The organism is Streptomyces eurocidicus (genome assembly GCF_002891295.1).
Lineage (GTDB): Bacteria > Actinomycetota > Actinomycetes > Streptomycetales > Streptomycetaceae > Streptomyces > Streptomyces eurocidicus.
On record NZ_LGUI01000004.1, the window covers coordinates 148,826 to 172,810 of the forward strand.

The 23,985-nt window shown below is 73.6% G+C and carries 11 protein-coding genes; 4 read left to right on the top strand and 7 right to left on the bottom strand.

What is annotated here, in order from left to right; genetic code table 11:
* Positions 1 to 30: 30 nt before the first annotated feature.
* The 6 genes from AF335_RS14820 to AF335_RS14845 are packed head-to-tail and all read right to left on the bottom strand — an operon-like array spanning position 31 to position 7,446.
* Positions 31 to 801 carry an SDR family NAD(P)-dependent oxidoreductase gene (locus AF335_RS14820; protein WP_102918855.1) on the bottom strand — a complete coding sequence of 257 codons (771 nt, stop codon included), beginning with the start codon at positions 799 to 801 and terminating at the stop codon, positions 31 to 33.
* Positions 771 to 2,096 carry a styrene monooxygenase/indole monooxygenase family protein gene (locus tag AF335_RS14825; RefSeq protein ID WP_102918856.1) on the bottom strand — a complete coding sequence of 442 codons (1,326 nt, stop codon included), beginning with the start codon at positions 2,094 to 2,096 and terminating at the stop codon, positions 771 to 773. Before AF335_RS14825 ends, AF335_RS14820 begins: the two co-directional genes overlap by 31 nt.
* Entirely contained in the window at positions 2,093 to 3,196 is a 1,104-nt protein-coding gene (locus tag AF335_RS14830) for a class I adenylate-forming enzyme family protein (RefSeq protein WP_102918857.1), read from the bottom strand. Before AF335_RS14830 ends, AF335_RS14825 begins: the two co-directional genes overlap by 4 nt.
* Positions 3,196 to 5,544, bottom strand: a complete 2,349-nt coding sequence (locus AF335_RS14835; RefSeq protein WP_146045525.1) for a beta-ketoacyl-[acyl-carrier-protein] synthase family protein — start codon at positions 5,542 to 5,544, stop codon at positions 3,196 to 3,198. The genes AF335_RS14830 and AF335_RS14835 overlap by 1 nt, the downstream gene beginning before the upstream one ends.
* Positions 5,541 to 5,840 carry a hypothetical protein gene (locus AF335_RS14840; protein ID WP_146045526.1) on the bottom strand — a complete coding sequence of 100 codons (300 nt, stop codon included), beginning with the start codon at positions 5,838 to 5,840 and terminating at the stop codon, positions 5,541 to 5,543. Before AF335_RS14840 ends, AF335_RS14835 begins: the two co-directional genes overlap by 4 nt.
* Entirely contained in the window at positions 5,830 to 7,446 is a 1,617-nt protein-coding gene (locus AF335_RS14845; protein WP_228773450.1) for an HAL/PAL/TAL family ammonia-lyase, read from the bottom strand. The genes AF335_RS14840 and AF335_RS14845 overlap by 11 nt, the downstream gene beginning before the upstream one ends.
* Before the next feature lie 361 nt (positions 7,447 to 7,807).
* On the opposite strand from AF335_RS14845, the gene AF335_RS14850 reads away from it, so the two are divergent.
* Complete coding sequence (locus AF335_RS14850; protein WP_102918860.1) at positions 7,808 to 9,757, top strand: hypothetical protein; 1,950 nt, start codon at positions 7,808 to 7,810, stop codon at positions 9,755 to 9,757.
* Positions 9,758 to 9,803: 46 nt separating this feature from the next.
* Here AF335_RS14850 and AF335_RS14855 read toward each other — a convergent pair whose 3' ends face one another.
* Positions 9,804 to 10,352 (bottom strand): flavin reductase family protein, encoded by a 549-nt coding sequence (locus tag AF335_RS14855; protein WP_170127697.1) that lies wholly within the window; start codon positions 10,350 to 10,352, stop codon positions 9,804 to 9,806.
* A gap of 353 nt (positions 10,353 to 10,705) precedes the next feature.
* Between AF335_RS14855 and AF335_RS14860 the strand changes: the two genes are divergently transcribed.
* The 3 genes from AF335_RS14860 to AF335_RS14875 all read left to right on the top strand — a co-directional run bounded on the left by AF335_RS14860 (position 10,706) and on the right by AF335_RS14875 (position 23,971).
* Positions 10,706 to 12,184, top strand: a complete 1,479-nt coding sequence (locus AF335_RS14860) for an MFS transporter (protein ID WP_102918862.1) — start codon at positions 10,706 to 10,708, stop codon at positions 12,182 to 12,184.
* A 966-nt stretch (positions 12,185 to 13,150) separates the two neighbouring features.
* The gene (locus tag AF335_RS14870; RefSeq protein ID WP_376697871.1) at positions 13,151 to 22,705 is read left to right on the top strand and encodes an SDR family NAD(P)-dependent oxidoreductase; all 9,555 of its coding nucleotides are present in this window, start codon (positions 13,151 to 13,153) and stop codon (positions 22,703 to 22,705) included.
* A 3-nt stretch (positions 22,706 to 22,708) separates the two neighbouring features.
* Complete coding sequence (locus tag AF335_RS14875; RefSeq protein ID WP_102918865.1) at positions 22,709 to 23,971, top strand: cytochrome P450; 1,263 nt, start codon at positions 22,709 to 22,711, stop codon at positions 23,969 to 23,971.
* Positions 23,972 to 23,985 lie beyond the last annotated feature (14 nt).

Here is a 23,985-nt window from a genome sequence, read left to right on the forward strand (position 1 = left end):
GACCCGTCCGCACCGCGGGCCCCCTCGGCCTCAGCCCGCCATGGCGCTGATCCCGCCGTCGATGACGAAGTCGGCGCCGTTGACGTAGGCCGCGTCGTCGGACGCGAGGAACGCGGCCAGCCTGGCCACCTCCTCGGGCCGGCCCACCCGCCCCGCCGGGATCTTCTTGAGCAGGGCGGGCACCCCGCTGCCGGGGTCGTCGATGTGAGGTGCCGTGGCCCGGGTGCGGATCAGCCCGGGGCTGATGGAGTTGACGCGGATCCCGTGCGCGGCACCCGCGCCGCACAGATGGCGGGTCAGCGCCAGGACACCGCCCTTCGCCGCGCCGTGCGCGGCCTGCTGCACGAACAGCGCACCACGCGAGCCGGAGATGGACGCGATGTTGAGGACGACGCCGCCGCCCTGCTCCACCAGGTGCGGCCACGCGGCCCGGGTGCACTGGTACACGAGATCGAGTTCATTGCGGATGGTGTGGTGCCAGTCGTCCGGCCCCAGCCGGTCGAACGGCGCGTTGCGCATCGACGAGGCGTTGTTGCAGAGGACGTCGAAACGACCGTACTCGTACAGCGCGAAGTCGATCCACGCCCGGGCCCCGTCCCGGTCCGCCAGGTCGACCGGGGCGAGCGCGACCATCTCGCCGCCCGCCTCCTTGACCAGCCGGACGGTCTCGGCGGCGGTCCCGGGATCGCGCCCGCAGCCGACGACCCGGGCGCCCTCCCCGGCGAACTCCAGTGCCGCCGCCCTGCCGATCCCGGTACTGGATCCGCTGATCAGGACGGTCTTGCGGTCAAGTCGGCCCACGGCTGTGTCCTCGAAGTGCCGGCCGCTGCGGAAGCGGAGTCGGGAGTGGAAGAGACGGCGGAGCCTTCCGGCGGGGTGGCCCCCGAGCGCACCTCGGCCAGGAAGGCGGCCGTCCGCTCGGGCGAGGCGATGCTGCGCCACATGGCCGGCGGATCGTCGAAGTTGACGGCGAAGGCCGCGGCCACCGCGGGATCGGCGTCCGCCGCCCGGAACAGCGAGAGGAGCTGAGGGCTGGGCGGGCGCACGAAGGCGGCCGTCCACTGCACGACGCTCTCCGCGTAGGGCCACATCCGCTCCTCGGCGGCGCGGCAGAACGCCTCGTCGTAGGGCGGCCCGGCGGCGATCGCCTCGGCGAGCTCCAAGGCGCAGTGGGAGCCCAGGTTGGCGCCCTGCGCGGTGATGGGGTCGTTGACGATCCAGGCGTCGCCCACCGCGAGCGCGTACGTGGTGCCGGTCAGGGCCCGCCAGGCCCGGCGCACCACCGGCACGACCCCGCCCTGTACGAGGTCGGCGGGCCGGTTCAGCCCGAAGGCCCGCTCGTCGACGCGCTCGCGCAGGTCGGGCACGTAACGGTGGAGGACGTCGAGCACCACGGAGTGGAAGTGCGCCGGGTCCTCGGCGTAGGGGGTGCGGCAGAGGGGGTCGAGGGGACCGCCGGGCACGGCCTCCAGGCCCAGGACGTCCACCCGGCCCTCGGCGCAGTGGAAGGGCATGCGCAGGACCTCGCCGACACCGGGGACGACGTGGAACTCGATGCTGTGCGGGACGGTCTCGCCGATGCCCCGGTACAGCCCGCCGCACAACACCCGCTGCGGGGCGTCGAACGGGGAGCGCCCGGGGTCGCGGGGGAACAGTTCCCCCGCCGCCCTGCCGCCCGCGACGACGACCAGGTCGTGGTCGGCGGCGGCCTCGTGGGCCGTACGGGCGGTGAGGTCGGTGACGATGTGCCGGCCGCCGCGCGCGAGGTACTCCTCGACCACCGCGGGCAGGTAGAGCCGGAAGTCGACCATGCTGTAGGCGGGGTCCGGGTCGGCGCGGAACGTCAGCGGCTCGGGGCCGTGGACCGTGACGGTCCGGGCCTCGGCCAGGGTGTCGGGCGAGGCCCAGAGGTCGAGGCCGAGCAGTTCCTCGCGCCGCCGGGTGCTGCCGGAGCGCGCGACGAAGTTGAGCGCGCGGCCGTGTCGCACGGCCTCCGGCGACTTGGCCCCGAAGAGGGTGACGTCGATGCCCAGTTGGCGCAGGCGCAGCGCGAGGTGGAGTCCGGAGATGCCGTCCCCGATGATCGCGATCCTCATGGGCTGACCGCCCGCCGGTCGGCGATCCGCCGGGGTTTGCCCGTGTCGCTGCGGTCGATGGCGTCCACGATGGTGATCCGCCCGACGGTGACGCCGAGCTCGCGCAGGGTCTCGGCGGTCCGCCGGTGGACGAGCTGGGGCTCGTGGGGCCCCGCGACGAGCAGTTCGACGTGCTCGCCGCGGATCCGGTCGGTGACGGGCACACAGCTGAGATCGGCGCAGGGGAGGGCGGCGCGCAGCCGTTCCTCCACCAGGTCGAGGTCGATCCTGCGGCCGTTGACCTTGATCAGGCGGTGCCGGCGGCCGTGGAAGTGGAAGCTGCGGTCGTCCAGCCGCTGGACGTAGTCGTCGGTGGTCCACCTCGCCATGGGGCGGCCTTCCGGGGTGAGGGCGAGCCGGGGGCTGGTCACGCCGAGCCGGGCGTCGGCGGGGTCGTCGGTGAACCGGACGTCGTCCATCAGGGTCCAGGGCGAGGTCCCGGCGGCCTGCTCGCGATGGGCGATGGCGCCGGTCTCGGTGGACCCGAACAGCTCGATCAGCCGGACCCGGTCGGGCCCGGCGGCCGAGACGAAGTCCCCGGCCGTGGCCGGCAGCGTGGCGGTGCTGTGCAGCACGGTGACGCGCTCGCGCCGGCCCAGCACCGACTGGTCGCGGAGCAGGACGGGGAAGGCCCAGGGGATGGCCACGACCAGCCAGCGATCGGCGTCGATGGCGGGCGTCGGCAGCCCGTAACGCGGCCAGTAGCACAGGGGGAGGCCGAGCACGGCGGGCAGCAGCGCGGTGGCGATGAGGCCGTAGAGATGGGTGGGGGGCGCGAAGGACAGCACCGCCCGGGGACGGTCGGCGCGGACCAGATCGGCCAGCATCCCCGCCTCCGCCCACAGCTGACGCCCGCTGTGGCGCCAGGGGGCGGCCGGCCCCGTGCTGCCGGACGTGCACAGCTCGACCACGTCCGGCAGCGCCTTTGTCACCAGCTCCTCGGCGGCCTCCCGTCCGAGCCGGTCCCATCGGGTGACCGTGGGCCCCAGGGGCCCGGTGGCCCCGGGGTCCAGGCTGCGGGCGAGGAGCTCCGGGGGCGCCAGTTCCTGATAGCTCTCCATCACGGTCCTTCACCGGCCGGGCCGACGACCGCGGCCGCGTACGTACCGCCCCAGCTGGCCGCGGTCACCAGGGCCCGGCGGGGGCCGCCGGTGGGCCCGGCCGAGAGGTAGGAGCGCGCGCCGGGCAGCGGATCGGGCGGTTCGGCCGTGTGCGGCGGCAGGCCGCCGGCGCAGCCGTCGAGGGCGGCGACGAGGGACAGCAGCGCGCCGGCCGACTGGCAGTGCCCCGTCGCCCCGGCGACGGCGGTCAGCCTGGTGCCGGGCGACTTGAGACAGGACGTGACCGCGGTGAGTTCGGCGTCGTCCAGGGCCGGGACGCCCCGGGCGGCACCGTAGACGTCGACGGCCTCCGTACCGCGCCCGCCCGCCCCGCCCGGCGCGGCCTCGTCCAGGGCCCTGCGCAGCGCCCAGGACCAGGAGTCGGCGCACAGCGGGGCGTCCGCCGACCGTCCGGGACCCGAGGACACCGCGTGCCCGAGCAGGGTGCCCAGTTCGGTGGCGCGCCGGGCCCGGGCGTGGTCCGTGGCCTCCAGGACCACGGCCGCCGCGCCGGCCGAGACGGGGCCCGGGGCGGCGGTCCGGGAGTACGGCAGGCACGGGCCGGGACCGTGCAGGCCGTAGCGGCCGTAGGCCCGCGCGAGCGTGTCGGTGACGTCGTCGGCCGCGACGACGACGACGGCGTCGGCCTGGCCCTGGCGGATCAGGTCGGCCGCGTGGCCCAGCGCGATCAGGCCCGAGGCGTCGCCGGTGGAGACGGCCGCCAGCGGGCCGCCCAGCCCCAGCTCCAGCGTGGCGTAGCCGGCCGGCACGCTGGAGACGATGTTCGGGGCGTGCACGGCGCTGATGTACTCCGGGCCCTCGCGTTCGACGGTCTCGTTCAGCAGCTCCACGGTCCCGATCGGGCCCGCGGCGGTCGCCAGGATGATGCCGACCCGGGTGCCGTCCCGCAGGCCCGAGTCGTCCCAGGCCATGCGCGTGGCGGCCACGGTCAGGGCGCCGAGCCCGTCCAGCCGCGGCCGGTACCTCGGATCGATGAAGTCCCGGAGGGAGCCGTCGAGGTCACGGGCGGAACGGAAGCCGTCCGGCGCGCCGCCGGTCCGCTCCCGGCGCAGCGCCGTGAGGAACGGCCGCCGCCCGGTGGCCAGGGCGGAGACCACCCCGGCGCCGGTGAACGACAGGCCCTTGGGCGGCCGGTCCTGCGGCCGGCCGCCGTTCCGGCCCAGGACCAGGGAGCAGCAGGCGCCGCCGAACGCGATCGAGTTGGACATCGCGACGTCGACCCGGGCCCGCCGCGCGGTCCTGGGCACGACGTCCCAGGGCGGTGTGCCGTCGGCGTTGGCGGTCGGCGGGAGGACACCGTCCCGCAGGGCCAGCGTGGTGAGGACGGCCTCCAGCGCGCCGCAGGCCCCCAGCGTGTGCCCCACCTGGGGCTTGGAGCTGCTCATCGGCGGGGGCTCGGGCCCGGTGAACACGGCCCGCATCGCGTTCAGCTCGGCGGTGTCGTTCGCGGGCGTGCCGGTGCCGTGACCGTTGACGTAGCCGACCGCGTCCGGAGCCAGGCCCGCGCGGCCCAGGGCGCCGAGCATGGCGGTACGCAGCCCGGAGCCGTCCGGGGGTGGGGCGGTGATGTGGTACGCGTCGCTGGTCAGGCCGTAGCCGAGCACGTAGGCCAGGACCGGGGCGCCGCGCGCCCGAGCGGACCTCTCCGACTCCAGGACCAGGAACGCCACCGCCTCCCCGAGGTTCAGGCCGCCGCTGCGGGCGTACGGCGCGGTCGGCTCGGAATCGATCGACTTCCAGCTGGCGAAGGTCGCGACGGTGGTGATGTTCAGCGCCTCGTAACCGCCCACCAGCATGACCGTGGCGCGCCCGGTGGCCACGGCGTCGTGTGCGTAACCCACGGCGTTCGCGCTGGCGATGCAGCCGGTGGCGAAGACCGCCTTGGGCCCCCGGCCGCCGAGCGCGGCGCCGAGCCGGTCGACGCAGGTGTGCGCCGGGTGCGCGGCGGGCGCCGAGCCGGCCCGTCCTGCGGCAGCCGCCCGCCGGTAGTGCGTCCAGAGGTCCTCCGAACCGGAGTTGGTCCCGAGGGCGATGCCGATCTCGTGCGGATCGAGGGAGCCGGGGTCGAGCGCGGCGTGCTCCAGCGCTCCGCGGCCCGCCCGCTCGATCAGGAGCTCGGCGGCGGGGGCGTCGGGAAGCCGTGCGGCGAAGACGTCCGCGAGGTCGGAGCAGCGTCCCAGCGCCGAGGCGCCGGCGCACACGGCCTCCCAGACCTGCTCGGTCCCGACGCCCAGCCCGGAGGCCAGGTACACCCCGGTGACGGCGACTCGTGAGGGGGATCCGCTCATCCGTCACCGCCCTCGGTCGCGCCGGTGTCGGCGGGGGTACGGACGGGGGCGGAGCCCGCGACCATGGCCATGATGGTGTCGATGCTCATCAGGTGTTCCGGTTCGACGGGCCGCGGCGGGAGGCGGAACGCCCGCTCCACGCGGGTGAGCACTTCCAGTTGCGCCAGGCTGTCGTAGATCGCGTCCGGCAGCTCGTCCAGCGGGCGGTCGCGGGGCCACTCCGCCGCCGAGGTGTTGAGTACGGCCCCGACCGTGTCGCGGACGACGAGCTCCGCGTCGGGCATGTCAGTGGACACAGTGCCTCCGCGGTTGTTCGGGCAGCTGGCTCTCCGCCTCGGCGCCGGCGGCCCTGAGCAGCGCGGCGATCTCCCCGGATCTGATCAGGGCGACGAGGGCGGCGAAGTCCGTGTCGAGCCGCCGGTCCTGGTCGACGAAGGGGACCGCGGTGCGCACCAGGTCGCGGGCCGCCCGGGTCGCCGGGGCCATGCGGTCGCCGCCCCGGAGGTCCACCGCCTGGCAGAGCGCGGCCAGGTCGATGGCGGCGATGTTCTGCACCAGTTCGACGATGTGCCACGCGTCGCGGGCCGCGATGGAGGCCATGCTGACCTTGTCCTGGTTGTGCGACTCCGTCGAGCGGGAGAAGGCCGTCGCCGGGGTGCTGTTCTTCAGGGCTTCGGCGGCCAGGGAGGAGGAGGCGATCTGTGCGGCCTTGAAGCCGTGGTGGAGCCCGGAGTCGTAGTCCGAGCCGTCGGTCGGGCGCACCAGGTTCGCGGTCAGGCCCTGGTTGCTCTTCTCGTCGACGACCAGCGCCACCTGTCTGTCCAGCAGGTCGCCGAGGCTGGCGACGGCGAGTTTGAGGGCGTCCATGGCCTGTCCGACGTGGCCGCCGTAGAAATTGCCGCCGTGGTGCACCTCTCCGGTCTCGGGGTCGAACAGCGGGTTGTCGTTGGTGGAGTTGATCTCGGTGTCGACCCAGTCGGTGACCCAGCCGAGGGTGTCGTTGAGGACCCCCGTGACATGGGGCGCGCAGCGTACGGAGTAGCGGTCCTGCAGGCCGGTCCGCAGCATCTGGTAGCCGGCGCCGCTGAGCCGGGGGTTGGCGGTGACCCGGTCCTGGTGCTCGATGGCGAGCTTCGAGTCCTTCAGCAGACAGCGGATCCTCGCCGCGCTGGTCCGCTGCCCCGGGTGCGGTTTGTGCGTGTGGAGGAACGGCTCGAAGGGGCCGGCACTGGCCTGCAGGGCCTCGACCGCGAAGGCCGTGCACAGGTCGGCGATCGCGGCCAGGTCGCGGGCGGCGCGGACGGCGGCGACCGCGTAACCGCTCATGAAGGAGGTGCCGTTGATGAGCGCGAGCCCCTCCTTGGGCGCGAGCTCCACCGGGGCGAGGCCGGCCTGTTTCAGCGCCGAGGCGGCGGACCGCTTCGTGCCCCGGTGCAGCACGGTGCCGTTGCCGGTCAGCATGTCGGCGAGGTAGGCCAGCGGGACGAGATCGCCGCTGGCGCCGACGGAGCCCCGCTGCGGGATCAGCGGCAGGATGTCCTCGCGCAGGCAGTCCGCCAGGAGCCGCACCAGGTCCACCCGCACCCCGGAGTACCCGCGGGCCAGGCAGTTGGCTCTGATCAGCATGGTCGCCCGGGTCACCTCGGGCGGCGCCGGGTCGCCGCTGCCGGCCAGGTGGCCGGAGATGAGGTTGCGTTGCAGGGTGGCGGCCTTCGCCGGCCCGATGTGCCGCCCGCAGCTGTCGCCGAACCCGGTGGTCACCCCGTAGACCGGCTGTCCGGAGGCGACGAGTTCGTCCTTGGCCCGCTGGGCGGCCGCCATGCGGGCACATGCCTCGGTGTCGAGGCGGATTTCCCATTTCTCAGGGCGCCGCGCGAAGTCCGCGACTTCTTCGGCGCGCAAAGAATCGGATCCCAGTACCAGGGCCGTGTCGGTTTCGACCAGCGGCACCGTACGTGTAAGCGCCAACGGAGACCCCCTCATTCGTGGTTTCCCACCCACACCGATCGTAGGCTGACGCCCCATCCATGAATACGGGGTAGCGCGAGATGGACCCGAACGAGGCATCCGTATGGCAATAGGACGGCGTGTCGCCTAGGGAAATGCCACGTCATTGGTCCAGGGCATGGAGACTCTTGAAGTGATTGTCTCTTGAATTTCCGGGATTACCCGTTCGGTCGCACGCGGATACTTCGAATTCCCTGGCGGGCGCGGGGTCGGCAACGCGGCCCGGGCGGCGGGTGACGCGAAGGGAGTACATGACATGGCACCGGACGCGCCACCGCCGGCCAGTGACCTCCGGCCGGCGCGGCGCCGCTTCCTGGGGCTCGGCGCCGCGCTGGGCGGGGCCCTCCTCCTCCCCGCCACCACCCCCGCCAGGCCCGCGCACCGGGCCGCCGTTCCGCCCGTGCCCTCCCTCACGGTGCGCAGCGGCAGCACCGTCGTCGTCGCCCGCACCACACGGCTGTACAGCCTCACCGTCGAGCCCGGCGGCACGCTCGCCGCCCCCGCCGGCAAGGCCCTGACCCTCACCGTGAACGGGACCGAGACCGGAGCGGCGCTGACCCCGGCCGACACCGTCCGGATCGCCCCGGGCGCCTACCGCGGCGATGTGGTGATCACCGTGTGCGACCCGCACATGGTCCACTTCAAGGGCCTCGCCTTCCCCCTCCGGCAAGCGCTGTTCGTCGGCGCCGACGGGCCCGACGCCGCCCGCTCCGTGGCCGCCGCGCGAAGCGGCGGGCGGGTCGGCACGGCGGCGGCCGACGGCCTGACCGTCATCTCCTCCGGCGAGGCGTTCAACGGCGTCCACGTGGTCGACGGCACGTATCTGCTGCGCGACCCGCACATCGAGCTGACCGGCAACGGCCGCAGCGACTTCGTCGGCTACGGCGCCGCCCTGACGGTCTCCGGCACCAGGGGCCGGCTCGTGGTGGACGGGGGCCGGATCACGTGCCGCGGCGTGATGCGGACCGCCGTGGTCGCCCTCGAGGGCGCGACGTTCGTGATGAAGAACTCCCGCCTGCACACGTACGACGGAACCCTGCCCGACGGGTACGTACCCAACGTCAACCCCCGGTTCATGCGCACCGCGCCCTGGGTCCTGGGCCTCTCGGGCAACGTCCGGGCCACCAACCTCGCCGGGCCGGGCAGCACCGCGGTCTACCTCGCCTCCACCCTCTCCTCGGAGAGCTGGGGCGCGCTGTCCTCCGAGACCAGCGGCGACGGCTGCCGGCTGGGCGCCGTCAACAGCCGGGTGAAGGTCACCGGCGACGGCTACGGCTCCTACGCCGTCGACAACATCGCCCAGGTCTTCCTCGGGTGCGACTTCGACGTCACCGGGTACATCGGCATCAACCGCGGCGGCACCCTGCACTACGGCGGCAGCACCCGCCAGGCCGTACGGAGGCTGAACACCGACTGGAAGCTGGGCCTGAGGGACGGCGAGCTGGCGGACCTCGCCCCCCGCGGCAGCACGCTCCGCTCCCGCCGCTTCGGGGTGCTCTGGCACGGCCCGGGCTCGGTGCGCGTCGACGGCGGCACCGTGCTCCGCACCGGGGGCACGGCGTTCCTCGTCAAGGGGCAGCCCGCCCGGCTCAGCGTCGACGGGGCCGACGGCGCGCGGCTGCTGCCCGGCAACGGCGTCCTGCTGCAGCTGATGGACGACGACGACCCGTGCCCGCCGCGGATGGACGGCTGGGGCATCGCCGAAGCCGTCTACCGCGAACCGGCGGGCGCGCCCGAGCGCATGAAGGACTTCGACACCGCCGTCGCGCACCCCACGGACGCCGTCGCGGAATTCCACGAGATCGAGCTGACCGGTGACGTCTTCAACGGCATGCGGGGCGGGGCCGGCCGGCTGCCCGGCCAGAACCTGAGCGTCTCCCTCACCCGCAGCCGCCTCACCGGCGCCGTCTCGGCCACCACCACGAGGCACCGGGTGAGCACCATCGACCGCACCCGCTACCAGGAGCTCGGCGTCGTCACCAACACCCCGTCCGCGGTGGTCAACAACGGGCTGCTCCTCACCGTCGGCCCCGGCAGCCACTGGACCCCCACGGGGACCTGCCACCTGTCGGTCCTCCGGCTGGACCCCACCGCGCGGATGACCGCCCCCGGCGGCCGGTCCCTGGAGATGACCGTGAACGGCCGTGACGTCCGGCCCGCGCCCGGCGGGAGTTGGTCCGGCGTGATCGAGATCCGTATCCGCTGACCCGGCGACGGCTCCGGGCCGCTGCCCCGCCCGCGCCCGGGGCCGGTCATGCCCGGACCCGGGGCGTCGGCGAGTCGTCGCCGGTCAGGTTGCTGATCTTGTGGAAGCGGCCCAGATAGCTGAGCAGCGGGCGTGCCGTGGGGCTCACCCTGCTCGCGGTCACCCAGCCGATGGTGAGGAGGTGATCGCCGTTCGGCACCTGCCCCTCGGTGCGGCACTCGAACACGCAGGCCGCGTCCGCCAGGATCGGGTGGCCGCCGTTCGGCGCGGGATGCCAGCCGATGCCGTGGAACTCGTCGGTCACGCCGAAGCGTTCGGTCGAGGCGAACCAGCGGGCGATCCCGGACTGGTGCTCCTGGAGCAGGTTCACCACAAATCCGCCGGAGTCGGCCATCGCGGCGGTGAGACGGCTGCCCTGCCGCAGGCACACCGACAGCAACTCGGGGTCCATCGATACGGAGGTGACCGATCCGGCGGTCATGCCGGCCGGGCCGGTCCCGGTCCGGACCGTCAGGACCGCGACCGCGGTGGGCAGATGCCGCATCGCCGCCCGGAATCCTTGGTCCTTCATTCCGGAGGTTTCTGTGTGTTTCATCGTCCCCGTCCTCACTCCTAGCCCGCGCGGAATACCGTCACGGCCGAGCAAATATGGCGACCAGCACACGGCGACCATATCGCCAGAAGGTCAAGGAATTACCGCCGTGCCCGGGAACCCCCTCCAACGAGGTAAAAAGGATCCAGGTGTTATCGGACCATCGGGTCAACGAGTGTCATGACCATCGTTCTTCGGGAAACCCGGCGCCGCGCCCATGGGGGCCTCAACTATGCTGCGATCGGCGGCAATTCACCGGACCGCCGCCTTTCCGTCCTCGGGACCGCTGCCGGTCCGCCGCGCATTCCGTGCGGGCCGGCAGCGGGACACCACCGCCTTTCCGGGAGACCGCCACCATGCCTCCGCGCCACACCGCCCCCGTGCCGCCGCGCCGCCGCTGGTGGATCCTGGGCGTCCTGAGCATGGCGCAACTGATGGTGGTGCTCGACGGCACCATCATGAACATCGCGCTGCCCTCCGCCCAGGCCGACCTCGGCTTCCCCGACGGCCGGCGGCAGTGGATCGTCACCTCCTACGCGCTCGCCTTCGGCAGCCTCCTGCTGCTCGGCGGCCGGGTCGCCGACCTCTTCGGCCGCCGCGCCACCTTCCTCGCGGGGCTGGCCGGCTTCGCCGCGACCTCCGCCCTCGCGGGCCTGGCCGACGGCTTCGGGGTGCTGGTCGCGGCCCGCGCCGGACAAGGGCTGTCCAGCGCGCTCCTGGCACCCGCCGCGCTCTCGCTCGTCGGCGTCACGTTCACCGACGTCAAGGAGCGCGCGACGGCCTTCGGCGTATGGGGAGCGGCGGCCGGTGCCGGCGGCGCGGTGGGGATGCCGCTCGGCGGCGTCCTCACGGAGTACCTGAGCTGGCGCTGGGCCATGTACATGAACACCCTGGCCGCCGTCCTGACGTTCGCCGCCGGAGTCCTCCTGCTCACCCCCGCCCCCCGCGCGCGGACGTCCCGGCTCGACCTGCCCGGGACGGTGCTCGTCGGCTCCGGGCTGTTCTGCCTCGTCTACGGCTTCGCCGCCGCCGAGAACCACCCGTGGACGTCCGCCGCCACCTGGGGGTTCCTCGCCGCGGCCGGGGCCCTCCTCGGGATGTTCATCTGGTGGCAGACCAGGGCCGGGCACCCGCTGCTGCCGCTGCGCATCGTCCTGGACCGCGACCGCGGCGCCTCGCTGATCGCCCTCTTCCAGACGAGCTCGGCCGTCTTCGGCACCTTCCTCTTCGCCACCTACTACCTCCAGCAGTCCCTCGGATACGGCCCGGCCGCGACCGGACTCGCCTACCTGCCGATGATCGTCGGCCTCATCGGCACCTCGCCCCTCGCGACCAATGTGCTGCTGCCCCGGTTCGGCCCCAAGGCCGTGATCGCGGCGGGCGCGGCGTCGGCCGCGGGCGGACTCGCCCTGCTGGCCTCCCTCGGCCTCGACAGCCCCTACCCGACCGCCGTCCTCCCCGCCCTCGTCCTCACCGGCGCGGGCCTCGGGACGATCATCACCGCCACCACCAGCCTGGCGACCCTCGGGGTGGACCCTGCCGATTCGGGCGTCGCCTCGGCCACCGTCAACGCCATGCAGTACGTGGGCGGCTCGATCGGCGTCGCCCTCCTCAACACCGTCTCCACGGCGACGACCGCGGCCTACCTGGCCGGCCACGACACACCGGGCGCGCCGACCCGGGCGTACGCGGCACTGTCGGGTTACCACGCGGCCTTCCGCTGGCTGGCGGCCGCCTTCGCGGTCTGCCTTCTGGTGGCCGTCCCGCTGTACAGGCGCCGCCGCGAGGCGCACCGGGCGAGCGCGGCACCGGAACGGACGACGGAGGCCGCGTAGGCTGATCTGAGCCCGGATCTCTGCAACACCCCTGTCGCCGCAGCACAGTTACGGAGTCACGGGAAGACCTTTAGGGAAATGCGGGTACCACCGGTCATACGGTTGTCCTTGACTTCCGAAAGAGTCGAGGTGGTGACCGTGCGCGACCAGAGCCCGCTGCGAGCCGAGACTTGGCCGATGCCTCGGACCTGCCCGTTCTCCCCGCCACCGGACTATGCCGGCCTGCGCGAGCACCCCGGCCCGCCCAGGCTGACGGCCCGAGCGGACGCACCGTGTTCGTTGCCGCACGCCATGAAGACGTCCGCGCTGTGCTCGGCGATGCCCTGTCCGCCGCCGACCGCGATCCCGCTCGTCAACGGCTCCGCGTTCTCGGTATCGGCACTCCCGGTCACTTGGTGACGGAGACAGAAAGCGCCGGCCGCCAGTCATGCGTTTACCGGAGTGCCGGAGAGGCAGTTCGTTTTGCGCCGGTCGATTTGGGCAGGGGGTACGGACCGCGCCGCGTTTTCCGGGTGAAGATCTTGCGGTGATGACAATTCATGTGGCAGCCTGCTCGCTCAGGCGCATATCCATGACTTGTTGTGTGATCTCATATTCGAGTTCCGGGTAGGGGCGGGTCGTCATGCCGCCCGGTAATCGAGCGGCGCCACTGGTCGAACTCGTGGCCTGCGGTTCTGGCTGCTCTCCGCGGCTGGTCCGGCGGCGGTCAGAGGGAGTGCTCGCCTGGGGACGGCCGGTGCGACGGAATGGTTGCCTCGCACTTGGTGGGTAGCGGAATTCGGTGGGATCCGCTACGCGTCACGGTAGTGGTGGAAACTCTTGGCGGCAGGCCGAAGTCTCTAGTGAAAGCCCCAGATTTTGGTCGGTCAGAGGTGTTGTGTGGAATGAGCCCGGGTGCTGATCATGTTGATGCACCTCGATTTATCGGCGTTTGGTTAGATGGTCGCGAGTTCGGTGAATGATCTTGTGCCCATGGTAGCCGACAAAGTCCAAACTTCTCTGGGAGGGCACCGGATGCCGGGCGAACCGATTGCGATTGTGGGAATGGCGTGCCGTTACCCGGGCGGAATAACCGCCCCGGAAGGGCTCTGGCAGGTGGCCAGGGACGGGACCGACGCGATCGGCGGGTTACCGGACGACCGGGGCTGGGACCTGACGGCCCTCTACGATCCCGACCCGGACCGGCCCGGTACCTCCTACGTCCGGCACGGCGGCTTCCTCTACGACGCCGGCCATTTCGACGCCGAGTTCTTCGGGCTCTCCGCCCGCGAGGCGCTGACCACCGATCCGCAGCAGCGCCTCCTGCTCACGACGGCGTGGGAGGCCCTGGAGAACGCGGCCATCGATCCCACCTCGCTGCGGGGCAGCCGCACGGCCGTGTTCGCCGGCTCGATGATGCACGACTACGCGCCCCGGGTGCATACCGCCCCGGACGGGCTGGAGGGGTACCTGATCACCGGGAACACCTCCAGCGTGGTGTCCGGCCGAGTGGCCTATGTGCTCGGCCTCACCGGCCCCGCGGTCACGGTGGACACCGGCTGCTCCTCGTCGTTGGTGACCACTCATCTCGCGGTGCAGTCGCTGCGTCTCGGCGAGTGCGACCTGGCCCTGTCCGGCGGGGTGACGGTGATGGCGACCCCGGAGATGTTCGTGGAGTTCTCGCGGCTGCGGGGTCTCGCCCCGGACGGCCGGTGCAAGCCGTTCTCCGCGACGGCGGACGGTACGGCCTGGTCCGAGGGCGTCGGAATGCTGGTGCTGGAACGGCTCTCCGACGCCCTGCGCCACGGGCACACCGTGCACGCGCTGGTGCGCGGCACCGCGGTCAACTCGGACGGGGCCTCCAACGGGCTCTCCGCACCCAGCGGGCCGGCTCAGGAACGGGTGCTGCGGGCGGCGCTGGCCGACGCCGGGCTGTCCGAGGCGGACATCGACGCGGTGGAGGCGCACGGCACGGGCACCATGCTCGGCGACCCGATCGAGGCACGGGCGCTGCTGGCGGTGCACGGCCCGCAGCGGGCGCGCTCGCTGCTGGTGGGGTCGGTCAAGTCGAACATCGGGCACACGCAGGCCGCTGCCGGGGTGGCGGGCATCCTGAAGATGGTGCACGCCATGCGCGACGGCGTGCTGCCGCGCATCCTGCACCTGACCGAGCCCAGCCCGCACGTGGACTGGGAGTCCGGCAGGGTCACCCCGCTCGCGGAGGACACGCCGTGGCCGGAGACCGGACTCCCGCGCCGGGCCGGGGTGTCCTCGTTCGGCATCAGCGGCACCAATGCCCATGTGATCCTGGAACAGGCGCCGGAACCCGCGCCCGCCGCGGCACCGCGCCCGGCGTCCGCGGTGCCGCTGCTGCTGTCCGCGCGGTCGGCGGAGGCGCTGCGGGAGCAGGCCGGCCGGCTGGCCGAGCGGCTCCGCACGGACCGGGTCGGCCTGCTGGACGCCGGATTCACGCTGGCGACCGGCCGGGCCGGGTTCGAGCACCGGGCCGCCGTCGTCGGCCGGGACCGGGACTCGCTGGTGCACGGACTGGACGCGCTCGCCGAGGGCGGTTCGGCACCGGGCACGGTCGTCGGATCACCCTGCCGGGACACCGGTCCGGTGCTGTTGTTCCCCGGCCAGGGCACGCAGTGGACCGGGATGGCCACCGAACTGCTGGAGTCCAGCCCGGTCTTCGCCGGGCACATGGCGGCCTGTCAGGACGCGATGGCGCCGTACGTGGACTGGAATCTGAGCGACGTGCTCACCGACGCGGACGCGCTGCTCCGGGTGGACGTGGTGCAGCCCGCGCTGTGGGCGGTCATGGTGTCGCTGGCCGGACTCTGGCGGGCACACGGGGTGCGGCCGGCCGCGGTGGTGGGCCACTCCCAGGGCGAGATCGCGGCCGCGACCGTAGCCGGCGCGCTGTCCCTGGACGACGGGGCGCGGATCGTCACGCTGCGCAGCCGGGCATTGCGGGCGCTCTCCGGTACGGGCCGGATGCTGTCGGTGGGGCTGCCGAGAGCGGCGGTCGAAGAGTCGATGGCCCGCTGGGGCGAGGATCTCTCGGTGGCCGCGGTCAACGGGCCGCGCTCGACGGTGGTCTCGGGCGCCGTCGAGGCGGTCGAAGAGTTCGCCGCCGCACTGGCCGCCGAGGACATCCGGGTGAGCCTGTTGCCGGTGGACTACGCCTCGCATTCGGCGCAGGTCGAACTGCTGCGTGCGGAACTGCGCGAACTGCTGGCGCCGGTGACTCCGATGGCGGCCGAGATCCCCTTCCACTCGACCGTGACCGGCGGTCCGGTGGACACCACCGGGCTGAACGCGGACTACTGGTACCGCAACCTGCGCGCCACGGTCGAGTTCGAGGCGACGGTGCGCGGGCTGGTCGCCGCCGGGCACACCACGTTCCTGGAGTCGAGCCCGCATCCGGTGCTCGCCGGCGGCGTGCGGCAGATCCTCGGTGACTACGAGGAGGACCACGGCGGGGGCGGCGTGGTGCTGGAGACCCTGAAACGGGACGACGGCGGTGCCGACCGCTTCCTGCTGGCGGTGGCCGAGGCGGCCGTGCACGGTGTGGACGTGCACTGGAACGGGCTGTTCGACGGCGCCCGGAGTGTGGAACTGCCGACCTACCCGTTCCGCCAGGAGCGGTACTGGATGCTGCCCACCGCCGCCTCCGGGCCCGCCGCCGGGCATCCGATGCTGGACTCGGTGGTCCAGCTCGCCGGCGGTGGCCTGGTCGCCACCTGCCGGCTCTCTCTCACCCGGCACCCCTGGCTGGCCGAGCACGAGGTGCGCGGCACCGTGCTGCTGCCCGGGGCCGCGTTCGCCGAACTGGCGCTGCACGCGGGTGAGCGGGCGGGGCTGCCGATGCTGGACGAGCTGGTGCTGGAGAGCCCGCTGGTGCTGCCCGAGCGGGGCGAGACCGAGTTGCAGATCGCGATCGGCGAGACGGATCCGGGCGCGCTGGCGATGTACGCCCGGTCCGCGCCGGACGCGCCGTGGACCCGGTACGCGACGGGGACGCTCCGGGCCGCGGCGTCCGGCGGCGCGACCCTGACGGAGTGGCCGCCGGCCGGTGCCGAGGAGATCGACCTCGACGGCGCGTACGCACGGCTCGACGAGCGAGGTTACGAGTACGGGCCGGCCTTCCAGGGGCTGCGGCGGGCCTGGCGGCTCGGTGCGGAGCGCTGGGCCGAGGTCGAGCTGCCGGTCGATCCCGGGCGGTTCGGCCTGCACCCGGCCCTGCTCGACGCCGCGTTGCACCCGCTGCTGCTGGACGTGGGGGACGCGCCGGTGAGGTTGCCGTTCTCCTGGAGCGGGGTCGCACTGCACGCGGTCGGGGCCACGGCATTGCGGGTGCGGCTGACTCCGCAGGGCAACGACTCGTTCGCCGTGGCGCTCGCCGACGCGGCGGGGGAAGCGGTGGCCACGATCAGCGCGCTCGCGCTCCGGCCCGTGGGGCCGGTGCGGTCGGGGGCGGCGGGCGTGGACCGGGCGCTGCACCGGCTGGACTGGGTGCCGGTCGCGCGGCGGCCCGCCCCGGCGATCGTGGACGCGCCGGTCGTGGACGTGGCCGGGCCCGAGGAAGCACTGGCGCGGGTCCGCGAGTTCTTGGGCACCGACGACGAGAAGGCGACAGGCGGGCCCCTGATCGTACGGACCCGCGGTGCGATCGCGATCGCCCCGGAGGACGACCAGGACCCCGACGCCGCGGCGGTCTGGGGCTTGGTCCGCACGGCACGCACCGAACATCCCGGCCGGTTCGTACTGGTCGACCTGGACCGCCCCGGCGACCCCGAGGACGCCGACTCCGCCCTGGAGCTGGCGTTGGGAACCGGTGAGCCGGAGATCGCCGTCCGAGGCGGGCAGGCGTTCGCGCCGCGGCTGGCTCGGGTGACGCGGACCGGGGACCGGCCCGCCCTCGCCGGAGGCACGGTGCTGATCACCGGCGGGACCGGCGTACTCGGCCGGGAGCTGGCCCGGCACCTGGTCACCGAGCACGGGGTGCGGCACCTGGTGCTGGCGGGGCGGCGCGGTGGCGCGGCGCTCGAGTCCGGTCTCGAGGACCTGACCGGCACCGCCGAGATCACGGTCGTGGCGTGCGACGTCGCCGACCGGGCCGCACTCGCCGAGCTGCTGGCGGCGATCCCCGCGCACCGCCCGCTGACCGCGGTGATCCACGCCGCCGGGGTGCTGGACGACGGCACGGTGCGCTCCCTCACCGCCGAACGGCTGAACGCGGTGCTGCGACCGAAAGTCGAGGGTGCGCGCAACCTGCACGAACTGACCGAACACCTCGACCTGGCCGCGTTCGTGCTGTTCTCCTCCGTAGCCGGTGTCCTCGGCACGCCGGGGCAGGCGAATTACGCGGCCGCCAACGCGTGGCTGGACGGGCTGGCGCAGCACCGCCGCTCGCGGGGGCTGCCCGCTTCGTCGATGGCGTGGGGACTCTGGGCGCAGGACACCGGCATGACCGGACGGCTGGGCGACACCGACCGGGCCCGGCTGCGGCGAACCGGGCTGGTGCCGATGTCCCGCGAACACGGGCTCGCACTGTTCGACGCGGCGCTGGGCACCGACCTGGCGTGCACCGTGCCCGCCCGTTTCGACCTGGCCGACGTGCGTGCGGCAGGCCCGGAGCGGGCTCCGGTGTGGGCCGGGCTGCTCGGCGTCCGGCGGAACGCGGCCCGGCCGGCCGCCGTGGCCGCGGCGCCCGTGTTCGTCTCCGGTGGCGAGCGGTCGGTGCTCGATCTCGTGCTGGCCACGGTGGGCTCCGTGCTCGGCGTGGAGCGCCGGGTGGACCCGGCGCGGGCGTTCCGCGACATCGGTTTCGACTCGCTGTCCGGGGTGGAGCTGCGTAACCGGCTCTCGGCCGCGACCGGGGTGAAGCTCCCCGCGACCGCGGTGTTCGACCACCCCACCCCCACGGCCCTGGCCGGGTACCTGTCCGGGCAGCTCCCCGGCGCGGTACCCGGCGGCCGGACACCGGTCGCCGGGCCCGGCTCGCACGACATGGACGACCCGGTGGTGCTGGTCGGCGCGAGCTGCCGCCTTCCCGGTGGGGTGTCCACCATGGACGAGCTGTGGGAGTTGCTGGCCGCCGGGCGGGACGCGATCACCGAGTTCCCGGCGGATCGCGGCTGGAACCTGGACGAGGTCTACCACCCGGAGCCGGGCCGTGGCGGTCGCAGCTACGTACGGCACGGCGGCTTCCTGGACGGGATCGCCGACTTCGACAACGGCTTCTTCGGCGTCGCCCCGGCCGAGGCGGTCACGATGGACCCGCAGCAGCGCATCCTGCTGGAACTGGCCTGGCACGCGCTGGAGGACGCCGGGATCGACCCGACCGCGTTGCGGGGCACCCGCACCGGCGTCTACCTCGGGCTGATGGGCAACGACTACGCGCGCCGCGCGCACCGGACGCCCGAGGACCTCACCGGCGACGTCTCGATCGGCAACGCGGGCAGCGTCGCGTCGGGGCGGCTGGCCTACACGTTCGGTTTCCACGGCCCGGCGATCACGGTGGACACGGCGTGTTCCTCCGCGCTGGTGGCGATGCACCAGGCCGCGCAGGCGCTGCGGGCCGGTGAGTGCACGGTCGCGCTGGCGGGTGGCGTCACGGTGCTCACCACGCCGACGCTGTTCGTGGAGTTCTCCCAGGTGGGGGTGCTCGCCCCGGACGGCCGGTGCAAACCGTTCGACGCGGCCGCGGAGGGCACCGCGTGGAGCGAGGGCGCCGGCCTGCTGGTGATGGAGCGGCTTTCCACCGCGCGCGAACGGGGCCACCGGGTGCTCGCTGTACTGCGCGGCTCGGCACTCAACTCCGACGGCGCGTCCAACGGGCTGACCGCGCCGAACGGATCGGCCCAGCAGCGGGTGATCCGGGACGCGCTGGCCGTCGCGGGCCTGGCGCCCGGCGAGGTGGACGCGGTGGAGGCGCACGGCACCGGAACCCCGCTCGGCGACCCGATCGAGGCCACCGCGCTGCTGGCGACCTACGGGCAGGACCGGGCACGGCCCGTGCTGGTCGGGTCCGCGAAGTCCAACCTCGGGCACACCCAGGCCGCGGCGGGCTTGGCGGGTGTGCTCAAGATGGTGCTGGCCATGCGGCACGGCCGGTTGCCCCAGACCCTGCACCTGAATGCCCCGAGCCCGCACGTGAACTGGGACGACGGCGCGGTGCGGTTGCTGGACGAGCCGATGGACTGGCCGAGCGCGGACCGTCCGCGCCGGGCGGCGGTGTCCTCGTTCAGCCTCAGCGGCACCAACGCGCACGTGATCCTGGAGGAACCCGAGCCCGAACCGGAGCCGGAGCCGGCGACCGCCGCGGCTCCGCCGCTGATCCCGTGGGTGCTCTCCGCGGCCACCCCGGAGGCGCTGCCCGCGCAGGCCGAGGCCCTGCTCCGCCGACTGACCGACGAGGACGGGAACGGCTCGCCGTCCGCGCTGGACGTGGCGTACTCGCTGGCCACCACGCGGGCCCGGCTGCGTGCCCGCACGGTCGTGCTCGGCACGGACACCGGCGAGCTGACCGCCGCGCTGCGAGCCGGGACCGGCAGTACCGGAGTGGCGGCCGACGGCGCGACCGCGTTCCTGTTCCCCGGCCAGGGCGTGCAGTACGCGGACATGGCCACGTCGCTCCAGGACCGGGTACCGGTGTTCGCGACGGCCCTCCAGGAGATCGCCGCCGAGCTGGACCCGCTGCTGGACCGGCCGCTCGCCGAGATCCTCCGGGACGGACCCGGTGAACGCACCGACCATGCGCAGGCCGCGGTGTTCGCGGTTCAGGTGGCGGTGTTCCGGCTGCTCACCACGTTGGGGGTGCGGCCGGACGCGGTGGCCGGGCACTCGGTCGGCGAAATCGCCGCGGCGCACGCCGCGGGCGTGTTCTCGCTGGCCGACGCCTGCGCACTGGTGGCCGCGCGCGGGCGGCTGATGCACGAACTCGGTGGCGAGGGCGTGATGGTGGCGGTCCAGGTACCGGAAGCCGACGTGCCGGAACTGCTGCGCGGCCGCGAGGACCGGGTGGCGCTGGCCGCGGTGAACGGGCCCGCCTCGGTGGTGCTCGCCGGGGACGCGGACGCGGTGCGGGAGATCTCGCAGCGGGTGGCCCACGCGCACCGCCTGGCGGTGCGGCACGCGTTCCACTCCCACCACATGGACCCGGTTCTGGACCCCTTCCGGAAGGTGCTGGCCGGACTGGACTTCCGGACACCGGCGATTCCGGTCGTGTCCTCGGTGACCGGCACACGGGTCACCGAAGAGCTTTGCGACCCGGAGTACTGGGTCCGGCATGCGCGGGAACCGGTCCGCTTCCACGACTGCCTGCGCACTCTGGACGCGGCGGGCACCAGCACCTACCTGGAGCTGGGACCGGGCGCGACGCTCAGCGCGCTCGGCCAGGAGGCGCTGGGCGGGGACGGTTTCCTGCCGGTGCTACGGCAGGACGCCGACGAGGTGCACGGCTTGCTGACGGCGTTGGCGACCGCGCACACCCGGGGGGTCGACGTGGACTGGGCGGCCTGGTGCGCGGGCGGGCGGGTGGTGCCACTACCCGGCTACGCGTTCACCCGGCAGCGGTTCTGGCTGCCCGACGACGACGGGACCCCCGCCGACCCTCTGCTGCACGGCGTCGAGTGGCAGCCGCTGCCCGTCCCCGGCCCGGTCGCCGACGCGCCGGGGCCGTGGCTGGTGGTGGCCCCGCCGGGCGCGGACTGGGACCGGCTCACCGAGGACGTGGCGGGCGCGCTGGGCGAAGGGACCCGTACCGTGCGCGGCGACGCCGTGGACGGCGAGCACTGGGACCGGCTGCTGCCCGACCTGCCGGGCGGCGGCATCGTGTCCCTCCTGGCGATGGCCGAGGGCCCGGACACGCCGCGGGTGCCGACCGGCCTGGCCGCCACCCTGGCACTGCTGCGGGCGCTGCTGTCCAGAGGCGCGGATACGCCCCTGTGGTCGATCACCAGCGGCGCCGTACGGGCCGACACGGCGGACACCGTGCCGAATCCGGAGCAGGCCGCCGTGTGCGGGTTGATCCGGGTCGCGGGCATGGAAGCGCCCCGGCTGCACGGCGGCCTGGTGGACCTGCCTCCCCGCCCGGCCGTGGAGGACCTGGCCGCGCTGACCGCCGCGCTGGCTGCCAGGGACGAGATCGCGATCCGGGACGGGCGGCTGTACACCAGGCGACTGGTCCCGGTGCCCCGCACCGAACCCGCCACGACGGAGCCCATCGGCACCGTACTGATCACCGGGGGGCTGGGCGGCATCGGCGCGCACATCGCCCGCCGGCTGGCGGCCCGGGGCGCGGACCGCCTGCTGCTGGTCGGCCGCCGGGGCGCGGACACCCCTGGCGCGCCGGAACTGCGCGCCGAACTCACCGCGCTGGGTACCGAGGTCGACATCGCGGGCTGCGACGTGGCGGACCGCGAGGCGTTGGCCGGGCTGCTCGCCGGGCGGTCGCTCACCGGTGTGGTGCACGCCGCCGGGGTGCTTGACGACGGGGTGCTGGAGGCGCTGTCCGAGGACCGGCTGGCGCGTGTGTTCGCGGCGAAGGCGGACGGCGCGCGGTTCCTGCACGAGCTGACCGCCGGCCATCCGCTGCGCTTCTTCGTGCTGTGCTCCTCGCTGGCCGGCACCGCGGGCTCGCCGGGGCAGGGCAACTACGCCGCGGCCAACGCCGTCGTGGAGGCGCTGGCCGCCCATCGACAGGCCGGCGGCCTGCCCGCGACGAGCCTGGCCTGGGGCCCCTGGCTGGACACCGGGATGACCACGTCCTGGCCCGTCGGCCCGCGGTCGGACAGCGGCGGCACGCCGATGCCCGCCGACCGGGCGCTGGACGCGCTGGAGCGGGCACTGTCCGGCGGTGCGGCGCAGTACGTGGTCGGTGCCGTGGACTGGCCGCGATTCGCCGCCGCACGGCCGGGGCGCCTGTGCTCCGGACTGCCGGGTGTGGGCGCGGACACCGGGCCCGAACCCGCGAGCGCGTTGCGGGAACGGCTGGCGGCCACCGCGCCGGAGCGGCGGTCGTCGGTACTGCTGGAGCTGGTCACCGCCCGGGTCGCCGTCGTCTCGGGCCGGCCGGCCGGAGACCTGGACGCGCACCGGCCGTTCCGGGAGCTGGGCCTGGACTCGCTGGCCGGGGTCCGGCTGCGCAACCTGCTCGGCGCGGACACCGGAGTGCCGCTGGCGGCCTCCGCGGTCTACGACCATCCCACCGCCGCCGCGCTGGCCCGGTACCTCGGCGACGCGCTCGGTGTCGACGAGGGCGACCCGGCCGAGCGGGTCGTGCTGGACCACCTGAGGGAGCTGGAGGCGGCCCTGCTCCGGCGGCCTCCGTCCGTGCCCGTCCCCGAGGTGATCACTACGACACTGCGGCGACTGCTGCGCGGCCAGGAAGACGGCACCGCCGATGAGCGGGACGCGGTGCCCGACCTGAGCGGCGCCACGGACGACGAGATGTTCACGCTGATCGACGGAGTGCTCGACGACACGGAATCGGACACCGGTCGCACTGCCGGCCGTGCCACGGAGAGGAGCTAGCCCATGTCAGTACCAAGCCGCCCACCGGCCACCGCGCGTGACAACCCGCTGCACGCCCTGCTCGACCGGGAAGTGCTCGCGAACCCCTACCCGTTGTTCGAGCGGTGGCGAGAGCAAGGTCCGATGTGGACGTCGGACGGTTCCCTGCTGCTGAGCGACCACGACAACTGTATGGCGGTGCTCAAGAGCCACACGACCATGGGCAGTGACACGTTCAACGCCCCGGGGATGCGGGAGCTCTTCGGCGACCGCGGCGACGAGCCGGTGCTCAACTCGATCTTCTTCATGGACAACCCCGGACACGGGCGGCAGCGGAACCTGGTCAGCAAGGCATTCACGCCACGGATCACCGCGCGCTTCGAGCCGTGGATTCGCGAGATCGTGGACGAACTGCTCCGCGACTGCCTGGCCGACGGCGAGTTCGACGGCGTGCAGGACCTGGCCGCGGTGCTCTCGCTGCGGGTCATCGCGACTCTCCTGGGCATCCCGGACGAGGACATCCCGATGCTGCGGGAGTGGTCCAGCGACATGGCGCTGTCCACGGAGCTGCCCACGCTGGTGGCCAGCTTCCACTCCACGGCGATGTTCGACCGCGAGGAACTCGTCCGCATCATCCGCACCACCACCGAACTGCACGGCTACTTCGCGGACCTCATCCACAAGCGCCGCCGCAACCCCGGCGAGGACCTCATCTCCAGCCTGCTCTCCACGCAGGAGGACGGGCGCGGGCTGAGCCGGCGTGAGGTGACGAACGTCGTGGTGACCGTGTTCACCGCGGCCCATGAGTCCACCACGAACCTGATCACCAACGGCCTGCTCGCGATGTCGCGCCACCCGGAGCAGTTCCAGCTGCTCCGGCAGGACCCGGCGATCGTCGGCGACGTGGTCAGCGAGGCGCTGCGCTACGACTGCCCGATCATGCTGACCGGCCGTGTCGCGCTGCGATCCGACCGGATCAACGGCATCGACATCCCCGAGGGCTCGGTGGTCACCCTGGTCCTCGCGTCCGGCAACCGGGACGAGCGGGTGCACCCGAGTGCGGGTCGGTTCATCGCGGACCGGAAGCCGGCCGTGATGAACCTCGCCTTCGGCGCCGGCGCGCACTACTGCCTCGGCAGCAGCCTGGCCCGGCTGGAGGCGGAGATCGTGTTCGGTGAGCTGGCTCGCCGGCTGCGCGGCTTCCACGTGCACGAGGACTCACTGAGCTATCGCAGGCACGTGGTCGTCCGCGGCCTCGACACCGAACGCGTCACCTTCCAACTCTGACCGGCCATCTGTCG

Excerpts from the sequence above, each read along its gene's own strand:
- AF335_RS14825 (WP_102918856.1), bottom strand. The coding sequence starts at position 2,096 with ATGAGGATCGCGATCATCGGGGACGGCATCTCCGGACTCCACCTCGCG.
- AF335_RS14830 (WP_102918857.1), bottom strand. The coding sequence starts at position 3,196 with ATGGAGAGCTATCAGGAACTGGCGCCCCCGGAGCTCCTCGCCCGCAGC.
- AF335_RS14835 (WP_146045525.1), bottom strand. The coding sequence starts at position 5,544 with ATGAGCGGATCCCCCTCACGAGTCGCCGTCACCGGGGTGTACCTGGCC.
- AF335_RS14850 (WP_102918860.1), top strand. The coding sequence starts at position 7,808 with ATGGCACCGGACGCGCCACCGCCGGCCAGTGACCTCCGGCCGGCGCGG.
- AF335_RS14855 (WP_170127697.1), bottom strand. The coding sequence starts at position 10,352 with ATGAAACACACAGAAACCTCCGGAATGAAGGACCAAGGATTCCGGGCG.
- AF335_RS14860 (WP_102918862.1), top strand. The coding sequence starts at position 10,706 with ATGCCTCCGCGCCACACCGCCCCCGTGCCGCCGCGCCGCCGCTGGTGG.
- AF335_RS14875 (WP_102918865.1), top strand. The coding sequence starts at position 22,709 with ATGTCAGTACCAAGCCGCCCACCGGCCACCGCGCGTGACAACCCGCTG.